This is a genomic window from Pantoea sp. (assembly GCF_039594315.1).
Lineage (GTDB): Bacteria > Pseudomonadota > Gammaproteobacteria > Enterobacterales > Enterobacteriaceae > Pantoea.
The window spans coordinates 38,446-51,242 of the sequence record NZ_JBCNNP010000018.1 but is presented as its reverse complement, the minus strand read 5'-3'; the positions used below and the strand labels follow the sequence as shown (position 1 = coordinate 51,242).

Genomic DNA, 12,797 nt, shown 5'->3' with positions numbered 1-12,797 from the left:
AGAAAGCGTAGAGGTTGTGCGTTTCTAGCTGTTAGCTATTAAATATGTAAATATATACCATCATTAAAAATCAACATAATAACTCAAGGATAGAGAAAGATGAAATTATATGATTCAGCATATATACTTAAGTTAGCAAAAGACCCTATCCTTTTTAAGAATAAATTCATCTCTTATCTAAAAAATGACAATGCAAATGTAAATGACGCACTAAATATCATTAGAATTTCAGGCATCTATTACAAAAGAAATTCATCACTCAGTGTTGAAAAACTTAATGAAAAAATGACACCATATTTTAGATTGTTAATGGAAAAATTCCCAAGTGATAATGAAATAATACTTAAAGAAAATAATCAATACAAAAAAATGTGTCATTTATATAACCAATTCTTTGAACATTTAAAGATAAATAATATATGGGGAAATGGAATATCAGAAAAAGAACTTTTTATAATATCTCTTTTTTCCGAAAACTTTATTTCAATTTATATTGCCATACTCGGCAGAACCCCTCATAAAAAATTAAAAAAAATATTACCTTTTGTTTTTTACCCATCAAATATCCCTCGAGGAGATGACTTTACACACCATGATATCAAAACGCTAAGCAGAGCGATCGATGAAATAGTTCATTACACTGGGAAAATTTTCTCATTAGCATTTTCAAAATCAGAGAAAAAAATGGATATTGACGAAAAAATTTCCATGCCTGATTTCGTTAAAATGTTAGATGTCTATGAAAGTTGGAATCGCTATGATTCATTATCTAGAACCACTGATTTTTTCAGGCTATGTAATGCAGAATTAGCGTTGATAAATGAAAATGAACTCAAAATAGAAGTTTGTGAAGATAATCTTTACCGCGACTATGAAGTTTCTAGGTCAAGAGTAATGATGAAAAGCATGGAAACTTATGAATATTTAAATAACTACATATCTAAAAAACCAAGCTTTATTAGTGAGATAAGGAAATGGGCTCCATCATATTTAACTAAAAATGATATTTACCATGCAATGCTATTGACCAGCTTTGAAAACATAAGCCCTGAAAATATGTTTGAAAGCTATGGTGGGATTAGTATATTCGATTGGGTGCATGCTTATGAAGCTTTGGTTTCACTTGCAATAAAAGAACATAAAAAAAGATTAAAAAGAAAAAATAAACTGTCGAATCAATCTAACTGGCTGATCAGAAAAAGTAGGGAAGATTGGATTTTGTTTTTCGAAAAAGAATCTCTATCTCACCAATGTTCAAAACTATTAGTAGATTATTTCACTTTCACTAAGGAATCATTGGATATTAATGACTGTCCATTAATCCCATGTAATGATGGTTTTTTTATAATGCCAGCTCTTCTTTCTACTAGCTCATCTAGTCGTTCATTACTATCATTATTCAATGCTAAGAAAATTAGCACATCAATAAAGGGAAGGTTTCATGAAGATGAATTCATTAGTCTTGTAAATTCATCTGGAATAACAGCTTTAAATTTATCGTCTCACAACGATTATGAATGTGATTGCGTAATAATCATAGATAATTACATAGTCTTCGTAGAGCTCAAATCTAATGGTCAACCAATTTTCTTCAATAAATATTATCAAAATGCTTACGATATTTTAGGTGATACTTTTCATATCAAAGAATTTAGCAGAAAAAAACGGTCTTTCACGGAACAAATCAACAGATATTCTGCTCATTACCTCACTCATCTTGTAGAAATAAGAAAAGCCTTTAACTTACCCTATACATGGAAGCATGAAGGAGTGATTAAAATAATAGTCACCACATCACCTTTAGGTGGGAAATATTTTGCAAATGGCTGCTATGTGGTAGATCAACTATCTTTAGATAGATTTTTTAAACGCATCAAAGGAGTAATTAATGACGAAAACTTACGCAAGGAAAATTCAGCTGAATTGGAAAAATATAAATTTTGCGAAGGAAAAATAACCATAAATAAATTGACAGGATATCTAGAGTCACTTCCATCTATAAGTATATTTAGGAAAAGTGTCAATAAATTAACATATGATTTTAATGTGGGTGAAGTTAAAGTTAGTTATCCATATTATGATGCTTGGCCAGACTTTTATTCAAAACAGTAAAGAATAATATATAACAGCTAAAAGAAGGAATTATAAAAACCCACTAGACACATCGCTTCAGACCATAAAAATAACAAGCTTGAAACTTCCTCAGTATGGTGCGGCAGTAATAACGGCAGGTATTTTATAAATAGAATCATTGTATCTATATGCAGGGTTGTTATTAAATGAATAAATACGCCCTTTAATATTTAAATAAATCACTCCGTTTTTTATTTTATCTAATGCTTTACTATCAGAAGTAATGAGAAATGGCGAAGCCGTATCCATCAAGCTTCGTTTAAAGTCCTCATCACTTTTACTTCCATCGTATAAATAAAATCTGTACGAAAAACCCGTTGTCGCACCAGCATTGGCTTCTGTAACATATAGATTAGCCAGATTATTCACTTTCTCCTTATAGACTATTGTCTGCTCGAGTGGAGATACTTTCAATAATAGATAAATACCATACGCGATCAATCCGAATAAAACGATACCAAAAAAATAAACTCTTTTAAAATCCAGCGCGCTTAGCATAATCAATCCCTGCCCTTATCCAATATTGGTCTTCAGGATCGTCACCATAAGGGCTGAAACCATACCAACTTCCAAACTCAATATTGCTTGTTCCAGCGCGACTTTGCGCCCACCCAGCAGCCCTCAATAGCACTGACTCGGTTATACCAGCCGCATGTCCAACAGCGCCATAATTAAAATTACCAAAATTAGCATACTGCCTGCCATTTTGATTTTTATAATCCCAGGGACCATGGCCTTTTACCTGACTGTAAAACCATGCATATGTCATGGCAGACGGTCCTTTGTGCAAACGAGCCAACATCATATTATTGACGATTGAAACACCAGGAGGAGTGAAAGAGATAATATCAAATGGAGGCTGCGGAGATGCAGCCATAGTAGGATAACGCATGAATTATGGTCTCTCATTCCAACTATCAGAGAACATAATATTGCCGTCACAATATTTCCACGTTATTTTTTCGTAGGCGAGTTCAACGCATTCCAGATGGTTGTGCTTCTCTTTTTCAGGATCTTTGGTATCGTGCATTACTGGTGAAACACCAATGATTTTCACGCTTTCTATTAAAATATTGAAATATTCTACTTCCTGTCCAGCATCATTAATATGATACCACTTGAATTCTGCTGAAGTTAAATTTTGCCCAGTAGAAACAGCCTTATAAAGATAAGGAGAAGATGCATCAAACTCTTTTTGAATAATTATCGGCGCATGCTTACGTGTGCCAGTCGGCTTACCGGTTTGTGGATCGGTTGGCAGCCTTACATTATGAGAAAAACCGGTGACTTCGATACTACCTTCGCGATTTTGCACATCAACGGAGCCACGAATATCGGCACCACCGTCATCTTTAAGCCAGAGATTTGCTGGAATTGGCATTTTACTCGTCCTTATGTTTTTCATCCCTTACGACAAAGGTATACACAAAAACAAATAACACACAGTTAATTTATGGTTTTGATCTGAGGTTTGCACTCTGCATCACATTTTATTTAATGAAATGTTTGACCTGCATTTCTAGTGAACATGTGCTTCACGTAGCTTTAAAAAGTGACATGAGGAGTAATCAGCGAAGATTTCTCAAACAGGTTAGTTTGAGGTGAAGGTTAGTGACGAAATTTAGGCAAAAAAAAAGCCGCTCGTAAGCGACTTGATTTTTTGCATCAATCGATGGTGCCGAAGGCCGGACTCGAACCGGCACGTATCTCTACGGTTGATTTTGAATCAACTGCGTCTACCGATTTCGCCACTTCGGCACTGAAGAGGATGCGGAAAACGTTGGGGATTATACCGTTACGAGCCGAGTGCGCAACAGGAATCGTGATGGATATGTGCTAAGCGTTGAAAAAAACGCCACTTTGCGCGCAAATGCTTGTTAATTCGTCAATATGGCTATTTTTAAGCCCGCCACAAAACCCAGAACAGTCCCAATCTTCCCTAAACCCGCCATTTATCTGGAACTTTCCTAATTCAAACCTCTCTTAACCAAAACTGACGCAGTCAGAACATAAAAGACAACGAGGTTGAGATGAAATTACAAGGCAAGATTTGGGGATTGGGCATCGCGGCAATCATGGTAGCGGGAAGTGCATCAGCGGCAAGCTGGCAGGATCAGCTGAGCAGCGCGGCATCCCAGCTGTCTCAGCAGAACAATAGCACCAGCAACACCGGCACCAATACAGCACCAAACAGCGGATTGTCACTCTCCTCACTGACGGGCTTGCTGAATGGCGGCGATAAAGCGGTGAGCTCGAATAGCATGACCAACGCCGCAGGCGTGATGTCCTACTGCGTGCAGCACAACGAGGTGGATAATAACGTGAGTTCGGTGAAAGACCAGGTGTTGAGCAAGCTCGGTCTAAGCAGTCCAACCGCGCAAGCGCAGAAAACCGATTATCAGCAAGGTTTGGCCGGTTTGCTGAATACCGGCAACGGCCAGCAGCTGAATCTGCAAAGCCTGAGCAGCTCGCCAATGGGTGAGAAGCTGAAAACCAAAGCCTGTGATGTGGTGCTGAAGCAAGGCAAAAAATATATCGGCATGTAAGGACGCGCCGGTATCAAGGCGCGAGCTGTCCCTCGCGCCTTTTCTTTTTTAAAGCAGCAATGCCCGCGTCTCTGCCTCCGCGCGCTGAAGAAGCGCACTGGCTTGCTCCACCGAGCGAATATTGGTGTAGCCAATCACTAAGCCATAACGTTTTTGCGTCTGCATATACCAGCCGGAAAGTGGCAATACCCGTAACTGATGTCGCTGCCAAATCTCCGCCAACTCTTTGTCCTGCGTGCCACGCTGCAAAAAAGCCACGATATGCATGCCGCCATCGGTAAGCTCAAATTCGAATACGTCCGGGAAGCACACTTGTAATGCTTCAAGCATCATGCGGCGGCGTTGCTGATAAAGTATGCGCATCTTTTTGATGTGACGATAGAAGTGCCCTTCGCTGAGGAACTGCGCCAGAATTTTTTGTGGCAACAGCGACATGCCGGTTTCAAGGATCTCGCCGAGTTCGCTAAAGCGCGCAATGGTCTCTTTTGGCATCACCAAATAGCCCACGCGCATCGCTGGCATCATGGTTTTGCTGAAGGTGCCGGTGTAAATCACCCGATCGTGCACATCAAGGCTTTTCAGCGCCGGAATCACCTTGCGCGTGTAGTGAAACTCGCCGTCGTAATCATCTTCGATAATCCAGCTGTTATTTTGCTGCGCCCACTCCAGCAGTTGATGTTTGCGCGGCAGCGATAAGGTCACCGCCAGCGGGCTGTGATGGGTTGGCGTAACCACCGCAAAGCGTGCATCAGGGTGATAGCGCAGCAGGTAATCAACATCCATTCCCTGACGATCGACCGGCACATAATGCAGATTGGGTGCGATGCGCTTCAGCAGTTTTTGTCCGAAGAAATAACCGGGATCTTCAAACATCACCTTGTCGCTGGGCTGCGCCAGCACAGCCAGAATCAGCCGCAGATTGGCGCGATAGCCGCTGGTGATAAAGATCTGTTCCGGCTGGCAGTTCAGCCCTCGCGAAATATTGAGATAGCTGGCGATGGCCTCGCGCAGCGGTTGATGCCCCATGATCGGCGGCAATACCATCTCATCGGGCCGCAAAGTGCGCGCTGCTTTTGCCGAGATCAGCAGCCATTTTTTATGCGGGAACGCATCCAGCGCAGGAATCCCCAGCCGCAATTCACCTTTGGTTTCACGCAAGCTGTGATCGCTGGTAGGTGGCGCTGTCGCAGTTTCGGGTTCAGCGGCCGACGCCAATACCAAATCGGGATTCACCCGCGTGCCCTTCGCACCCTGGCTGACGAAATACCCTTCACCGATCAGGATTTCATACGCCGTTTCCACCGTTTTGCGCGCCACCTGCAACTCACTCGCCAACGCACGAATCGCGGGCACGCGATCGCCCGGCTTCAAGCGGCCTGCAACAATGTGCTCACGATACAGCGCATAAATCTCTTTGTAGCCCACGCTATGTCCTATCTCTTTTCACGGTTTTTGGCCCTTTTCACTCAGACATAGAAGTTTAAGATGCACGCATTCACGATTCAATGCGGTTTGAGGAAGAGAGTAATGAAACTGCTGCACATCCAAGTCAGCCCCGATTTAGCCGGTTCGGCGTCACGCATCGCATCAGCGCGTTTGGTGGAAAAACTGCGTGCTCAGCATGCCGATCTCGAGGAGACGGTGCTGGATTTGGCGCAACATCCGCTGCCACACCTTGATGCCTTCACCATTGGCGCGTTCTTCACCCGTCCAGAGGAGCGCACTGATGCGCAACGTGCCGCCATTCAGACCTCAGAACAACTGGTGGATCAGCTGTTTGCCTGCGACACGCTGGTTATCTCATCGCCGATGTGGAACCTCGGTTTGCCTTCGGTGTTGAAAGCCTGGTTCGACCATATCACCCGCGCCGGACGCACCTTCGCCTTCACGCCGGATGGCTGCAAAGTCGGCCTGGTGAACGGCAAAAAAGTTTATAGCGTGGTCGCCAGCGGCAGCGTATTTGCTCACGGCCCATTTGTACAGGATGACCAATTTACGCCGTACATCCGCGTGGCGCTGGAATACATCGGCATCACCGATGTGGAATTTATCCGCGTTGATGGCACACACGATCCCATCAGCCGCGCCACTGCTCTCCCAAACGCTTTACAAATCATCGACCAATTATTCTGAATGAGGACAACATCATGACCGCACGTGTTAACCATTTTAAAAACATTCCGGCGCTGGTAAAAACCCTGGGCGACGCCACGGCGGCGCTGGGGAAATGTTCACTCGATGCCACCATCAAACATCTGGTGGATCTGCGTGCTTCACAGCTGAACCAGTGCGCGTTCTGCGTGGATATGCACGTCAAAGAGGCCAAAATTCACGGCGAGCGCGAGCTACGTTTACATCACGTGGCGATCTGGCGCGAATCGCCACTGTTTACCGCCAAAGAGAAAGCGGCGCTGGCGTTGACCGAAGCCCTGACGCGTCTGGGCGATCACGGCATTGATGACGTGTTGTACAACGAGGTACGTGAGCACTTTTCCGAGGTCGAGACCAGCGAACTGACGTTCTGCATCGCCGTGATTAATACGTGGAACCGCCTGATGGTGCTGTCGCAGATGAATCCGGGCGCGTTGGACAGCGCTTACGGTCTGGATCGTGCTGATTTGCGTTAATTTTTACCGCCAGTAGCCGATGCTGCTGGCGGCACCATGTTCATCTGCGCTGCCTGAGGCTATAGTGAGATTTTGCACCACACAGGACAGCGCACATGAAAGGCATCAACATTGCGATTTACTTCGATCCCGACCAGATTCACATCTGCGTTCACCAGCAAGATGATAGCTATCTCAGCCAAACCTTCATTTACGATGACAGCGTAATTGAAGAGATTTATCAGTGGCTGGAGCAGTTCACGCCTAATCGCACCCACATTTGCCTGATTGAGCACGATACCGCCGATATCCTCGCCGATGAATTAGTGGATAACGGTTATCACGTCCATCAGGTGACGCAGCACGATCTCCTGACCTGGTTTGCCAACGAACCGCCTGCCGAGCCGGACGGTTCGCCGGTGCGCGCGCTGCTGCGTTATCTGGAAAACGAAAGTCCTTCTGAATACCAATCTCGCACACCACAAATTGAAGCGTTGATGGATCTGCTGGACGAACTCGACGATCTGGAAGGTGTGGATGAAGTCGAAGACGAAGACAATCTGCCGGACGATGTGTTGCGCTTAATGAAGCAGAAGAAAATCAGCGCCGCCGATGCGGCACAGCGCCTGCTGCCGGATGTGAATGAGCGTATTCGCGAGCATTTAATCAATTTCCCCGAACTGATGACGCCAGAGCTGCTGGAAGATTTCTTCCCCGAGCTGCTGGAAGCGCTGGAAACGCCGAAGCATTAGTCAAAGCGCGCATTGACCGTAGCGGCGCGATTTATCGCGTTGTTTTGACTTGTTGCCCATCCAGGCATTGCGCAATAAATTGCGCCGCTACGCATCGTGCGATTATCTACTCGTTTTTCATCTGGGGATGTTTGCATGTTAGAGCTGTTTAAAGCCATCGGGCTGGGATTGGTGGTGATTCTGCCGCTCGCCAATCCGCTTACCACCGTGGCGCTGTTTCTCGGCCTCGCGGGTGATATGAATTTCCAGGAACGTAATCGCCAGGCAATGCAGGCCTCGATCTACGTGTTCCTGATCATGATGGTGGCGTGGTACGCCGGCAACGCGGTGCTGCACACCTTCGGCATTTCAATTCCCGGCCTGCGCATGGCGGGCGGATTGATTGTGGCATTCATCGGTTTCCGCATGCTGTTTCCCGCTAAACCCATCGGGCATTCGGTTGAGGCTGAGCATAAGCAGGACGAAATGGATGCCAGCGAAAGCCCGCGTGAAAGCGTGAATATCGCCTTTGTGCCGCTGGCGATGCCAAGCACCGCAGGTCCCGGCACCATCGCGATGATCATCAGTTCGGCCTCGACGGTGAAAGCTGGTGTCGATTTCCCCAATTGGGTGGTGGCAGTCGCGCCAACGCTGACGTTTTTAGCCGTGGCGGTGATTTTGTGGATTTCGCTGCGCAGTTCCGGCGCCATCATGAAATTGGTCGGCAAAGGCGGGATTGAAGCGATTTCGCGTTTGATGGGCTTTTTGCTGGTGTGTATGGGCGTGCAGTTTGTGATTAACGGCGTGTTAGAAGTGATTCATACCTTTCATTAAGTTTTCGAAAAAAAACCAGGTCGCCTTGAATGGCAACCTGGTTTTTTATCTCATTACTTCAACGTTTTACGCACATCGGCAACCTGCTCTTTGGTCACCGCTGGCGCATTGTTGCTCCAACCTTGACGCACGAAAGTTGCCAGCTTGGCGACTTCATCATCCGTTAAGCGATAAGCAAACGGTGGCATCGCCAACGTTGACGGCGCTTTCTCGGTTGATGGCTGCTGCGCACCGGCCAGAATGGTGTGGATCAAACCGCTTGGATCTTTGGCATTCACAATTGTCGCCTGATCCAATTCCGGGAAGATGCCAGGCGCGCCTTTACCGGTGACAAAGTGGCACGCGCCACAGTTGTCGATGTAGAGACGCTCACCTTCGGTCAGATTCTTCGCTGCCGTCAGTTTCGCTTCGGTTGCCTGTTGCTTGGTGACGTCATACGCCTGCAACGCCGGATTACCGCCGATGAACTTCAGATACGACGCAATCGCTTTGAGGTCAGCATCGGTCATGTGCGAGCTGGAGTGCTCAATCACCGACTTCATCTCACCGCCAACGGCGGCTTTGTCGTTACGACCGGTTTGCAGGTAATCCACGATCTCCTGCTCGCTCCAGCGCGGCAAGCCACGCAGCGACGGCACATCCCAGTTATTCAGGCTGCCACCGGCAAGGAACTGATCGTCGCCGCTATCCAGCGCTTTCTCGTTCATGCCAAGGCCGCGAGGTGTATGGCAACTGCCGCAGTGGCCAAGGCTTTCGACGATGTAGGCACCGCGATTTACCTCTTCCGATGCACCACCAATCGGCTGGAATGGCTTATCAGAGGTGAACGCCCAGTTCCAGAAACGCATGCCCCAGCGCTGGCTGAACGGGAAGCTGAGATCGGTTTTCGGCGGCTGCTCGCTGCTCGGCTTCACACCTTTCATGAAGTAAACGTACAGCGCATGAATATCAGCATCGCTGATCTTGGCGTAATCCGGATACGGCATCGCTGGATACAGGCGCGAACCGTCCGGCAGTACGCCTTTGCGCACCGCGTCGGAGAACTGCTGCTCGCTGTAATTGCCGATGCCGTGCTCTTTGTCCGGCGTGATGTTGGTGGAGTAAATGGTGCCGAGATTCGACTCAATCGCCAGGCCGCCCGCGTAATCCCCTTTGCCAGAAACGGTATGGCATGCCATACAGTCGCCGAGACGCGACAGGTATTCACCCTGCTTGATCAATTGAGCTTCATCTTCCGCGTGCGCCTGGAGAGCAAAGCTGCCCAGCAGCACGGCGTTGGCGATTAACAATGATTTTAATTTCATGCGCTTATGCCTGTACCAGTGGACCGGGATTTTTCAGATAATGTTCTTTGATTGCTTGTGCCGCCATCAAGGTGATCGCGCCGATGGTATCGGTCGGGTTCGCCTGGAAGTTTTGCGGGAAGGCGTTGCCGCCTGGCACAAACACGTTATGAACATCCCAGCTCTGCAGGTACTTGTTCAGTGCAGAGGTTTTCGGGTTATCGCCCATCACCGCGCCGCCGACGTTGTGCGTCGAAACGTATTTGGTGAGGTCGAAATCCGCGCCCATCGGCAGGAAGCTCATGCTCATGCTATCTGGGTTCAGCTCTTTCGCGATGTTGCCGACGATGCCTTTCAAGTGCTGTTGCAGCTTGAGTTCGTTCTCTTTCCAGTTGAAGGTCATACGCAGCAGCGGCAGACCGCGATGGTCGGTGTAGTGTGGATCGAGATCCAGATAGATATCGCGGTACGACTGGCACGTAGTGGTGATGCTGATCTTCATCGAGTGGTTGTACCACTGCTCCAGACCCTCTTTGTAGCCCATGCCCCAGCTTGGCGTGCCTTTCGGCAGTGAAGTGGCGATTGGCGTACCGGTGGCTTGCGAACTGTGGATTTTCGCGCCGCCAAGGAAGCCCAGGCCTGGACCGTCGAAGTTGCCTGGTGAGATGTCGTTGAACATCTGGCCGGTGGCGCCTGCGGTAGCGTAAGAGTTGAAGTTTTTATCTTTGAAGAACAAGGTCGCGCCGCCGTTCGACAGGAACGCGTAGTTACGTCCTACCACACCTTCTTCGGTGATCGGGTTATACGGCTTGCCGATGCCAGACAGCAACATCAGGCGCACGTTGTACAGCTGGAAGCTGGACAGCACCACGATTTTCGCCGGCTGGAACACTTCGTTGCCATCAACGTCGAAGTAAATTACGCCTTTGGCGGTTTTCTGATCATCGTGCAGTACCACTTTCACCACTTCGGCGTGCACTTCGTAAGAGAAGTTCGGCATGCGCTTCAGTGAATCCATCACCGCCGTTTGCGGCGAGGCTTTCGAGTAGTTCAGGCACGGATATTTCGAGCAGTAGCCGCAGTAGTTACACGGTGCGATCTGGTTGCCGTACGGGTTTTTCCACGCGCGGGATACGCACGCAGACGGGTTCGGGAACGGGTGATAACCGAGTTTGGTGGCGGCTTCTTTGAACATCACGTTGTTCAGCGTGTCTTCCAGCGCTGGCAACGGATAAGGTTCAGAACGCGGGCCTTCAAACGGATCACCGCCTGGCAGAATCTGACCGCGCAGGTTGCCGGTGTTACCGGATTGACCGCAGATCAGCTCAAACTTGTAGTAATACGGCTCGATCTCTTCCCAGGTGAACGGGAAGTCCATCACGCGCATATCTTCCTGCAAGATGCCCGGCTTATAAGCTTCATCGACGTACGTTTTCAGCTTGATGTCGGTTGGCGTTGGACGAATCAGTACCGCCGTCCAGTGCATGCCTGCGCCGCCGACGCCGGTGCCTGGCGCAAACGCGCCCCACTTACGGGTTGGCAACGCGGTTTGGTTGCTGTTGTAACGCACGGTGACCGCCACTTCTTTCGGTGTCGCGAACACTTTGTTACGCACGTTATAAGCGTATTCATCGGCCGGTTTCGGATAAGCGAAGTCGGGATAATCGCGCTCGCCGCCGCGCTCTAACGCGCGCACTTCCAGCCCGGCCATCGCCAGCTCGATGCTCATCAGCGAGCCTGCCCAGCCGAGGCCGCATACGACGACGTCGACTTCTTTCTTGGTAATCTGTGCCATGTTAATCCTGTCTCATAAACCAAAAACGGGGGTGTGCTTACGCGCGTTCACCCAAGAGGCTGACCGGTCCCAGCGGGTACGGCACGTTGTGCTGCTTCACCCATTCGGTGAAACTGGCGCGTGCACCCGGGAAGCCGATGGCGATCCAGGCTTTCATGCCTTTGTTGCCGCCGTACATTGGGTCGGCGAGGTAACCGTGTTTGGTATCCGAGAGCAGTTGGCTAAAGAACTGCGAGGCTTTCAGGTTCGGTTCGCCCAGTGCGGCGAAGTCGATACCGTCGTTTTTGTTCACTTTGGTCAGGACCGCATCTTTCTCTTCCAGCGACAGTTCATGGAACGGTTTCTGGTAGGTTGCTTGCGTCCACTGATCCACCAGCTTGATGCCGGTGTGATAGATCTCTTGCGGCGTGAACGGAATTTGATAACCCATAGTGGCTGGCGCATGCACGTCGAACGGACCTTGCATGTAGATTTCCCCGCCAAATTCCGGGCTGTGCAGTTGCTGATCGATAAAGATCGGCACGTTGGTTTCCAGTGCACCCGGCGCTTTACCCTTGCCGCCCGCTGGAATTAAACGATCCGCCGCGGCGAGAATGAATTGCCACTCATCAGCGCTGAAAAAGATCGGTTTATAGTCGGCGAGTTCCGGTGCTGCCATTTCTGCTGCTTGCGCCGCAGTTAATCCCTTAAATACCAGGTCACTTAATGGCAAAGCCAACAGCGAACCCAGCAAAAACTTACGTCTGGTGGTCGGTTTATTTAGAAGCATGGCGTGACAGCTCTCACTTGCTAAGAAAGATAATTATTTTTGTTAATGGCTTTATTCATCGGTAAAGAACCTGGCAATATTAGGGATACAGATATTTCTG

The 12,797-nt window shown here is 48.2% G+C and carries 13 protein-coding genes and 1 tRNA gene; 6 read left to right on the top strand and 8 right to left on the bottom strand.

Annotated elements, in window-relative coordinates; all coding sequences use genetic code 11:
* Positions 1–99 precede the first annotated feature (99 nt).
* On the top strand, positions 100–2,112 hold the full coding sequence (locus ABDW13_RS12745; RefSeq protein ID WP_343552918.1) for a hypothetical protein: 2,013 nt from the start codon (positions 100–102) through the stop codon (positions 2,110–2,112).
* Positions 2,113–2,202: 90 nt separating this feature from the next.
* Here ABDW13_RS12745 and ABDW13_RS12740 read toward each other — a convergent pair whose 3' ends face one another.
* The 4 genes from ABDW13_RS12740 to ABDW13_RS12725 form a co-directional block, all read right to left on the bottom strand.
* Positions 2,203–2,631, bottom strand: coding sequence for a hypothetical protein (locus tag ABDW13_RS12740; RefSeq protein ID WP_343552917.1), 429 nt, complete (start codon positions 2,629–2,631; stop codon positions 2,203–2,205).
* Entirely contained in the window at positions 2,609–3,025 is a 417-nt protein-coding gene (locus ABDW13_RS12735; protein WP_343552916.1) for a polymorphic toxin type 44 domain-containing protein, read from the bottom strand. Before ABDW13_RS12735 ends, ABDW13_RS12740 begins: the two co-directional genes overlap by 23 nt.
* 3 nt (positions 3,026–3,028) lie before the next feature.
* Positions 3,029–3,514 (bottom strand): Hcp family type VI secretion system effector, encoded by a 486-nt coding sequence (locus tag ABDW13_RS12730; protein WP_343552915.1) that lies wholly within the window; start codon positions 3,512–3,514, stop codon positions 3,029–3,031.
* Positions 3,515–3,806: 292 nt separating this feature from the next.
* Positions 3,807–3,891: transfer RNA gene (locus tag ABDW13_RS12725), tRNA-Leu, on the bottom strand.
* 272 nt (positions 3,892–4,163) lie between these two features.
* Here ABDW13_RS12725 and ABDW13_RS12720 point away from each other — a divergent pair.
* Positions 4,164–4,679 carry a DUF2501 domain-containing protein gene (locus ABDW13_RS12720; protein WP_343552914.1) on the top strand — a complete coding sequence of 172 codons (516 nt, stop codon included), beginning with the start codon at positions 4,164–4,166 and terminating at the stop codon, positions 4,677–4,679.
* A gap of 48 nt (positions 4,680–4,727) precedes the next feature.
* Here ABDW13_RS12720 and ABDW13_RS12715 read toward each other — a convergent pair whose 3' ends face one another.
* Complete coding sequence (locus tag ABDW13_RS12715) at positions 4,728–6,104, bottom strand: PLP-dependent aminotransferase family protein (RefSeq protein WP_343552913.1); 1,377 nt, start codon at positions 6,102–6,104, stop codon at positions 4,728–4,730.
* Between the two features lie 102 nt (positions 6,105–6,206).
* Here ABDW13_RS12715 and ABDW13_RS12710 point away from each other — a divergent pair, with 102 nt between their 5' ends.
* The 4 genes from ABDW13_RS12710 to ABDW13_RS12695 all read left to right on the top strand — a co-directional run bounded on the left by ABDW13_RS12710 (position 6,207) and on the right by ABDW13_RS12695 (position 8,850).
* The gene (locus ABDW13_RS12710; protein ID WP_343552912.1) at positions 6,207–6,812 is read left to right on the top strand and encodes an NAD(P)H-dependent oxidoreductase; all 606 of its coding nucleotides are present in this window, start codon (positions 6,207–6,209) and stop codon (positions 6,810–6,812) included.
* A gap of 14 nt (positions 6,813–6,826) precedes the next feature.
* On the top strand, positions 6,827–7,306 hold the full coding sequence (locus tag ABDW13_RS12705) for a carboxymuconolactone decarboxylase family protein (RefSeq protein WP_343552911.1): 480 nt from the start codon (positions 6,827–6,829) through the stop codon (positions 7,304–7,306).
* Positions 7,307–7,401: 95 nt separating this feature from the next.
* On the top strand, positions 7,402–8,037 hold the full coding sequence (locus tag ABDW13_RS12700; protein ID WP_343552910.1) for a hypothetical protein: 636 nt from the start codon (positions 7,402–7,404) through the stop codon (positions 8,035–8,037).
* 135 nt (positions 8,038–8,172) lie between these two features.
* Positions 8,173–8,850: a MarC family NAAT transporter gene (locus ABDW13_RS12695; protein WP_343552909.1), complete on the top strand. Its 678-nt coding sequence runs from the start codon at positions 8,173–8,175 to the stop codon at positions 8,848–8,850.
* A gap of 53 nt (positions 8,851–8,903) precedes the next feature.
* Here ABDW13_RS12695 and ABDW13_RS12690 read toward each other — a convergent pair whose 3' ends face one another.
* The 3 genes from ABDW13_RS12690 to ABDW13_RS12680 are packed head-to-tail and all read right to left on the bottom strand — an operon-like array spanning position 8,904 to position 12,697.
* A complete protein-coding gene (locus ABDW13_RS12690) occupies positions 8,904–10,154 on the bottom strand; it encodes a cytochrome c (RefSeq protein WP_343552908.1) in 1,251 nt (416 codons plus the stop codon).
* Positions 10,155–10,158: 4 nt separating this feature from the next.
* Complete coding sequence (locus ABDW13_RS12685; protein ID WP_343552907.1) at positions 10,159–11,928, bottom strand: GMC family oxidoreductase; 1,770 nt, start codon at positions 11,926–11,928, stop codon at positions 10,159–10,161.
* Between the two features lie 37 nt (positions 11,929–11,965).
* Positions 11,966–12,697: a gluconate 2-dehydrogenase subunit 3 family protein gene (locus tag ABDW13_RS12680; protein WP_343552906.1), complete on the bottom strand. Its 732-nt coding sequence runs from the start codon at positions 12,695–12,697 to the stop codon at positions 11,966–11,968.
* Positions 12,698–12,797: the final 100 nt, after the last annotated feature.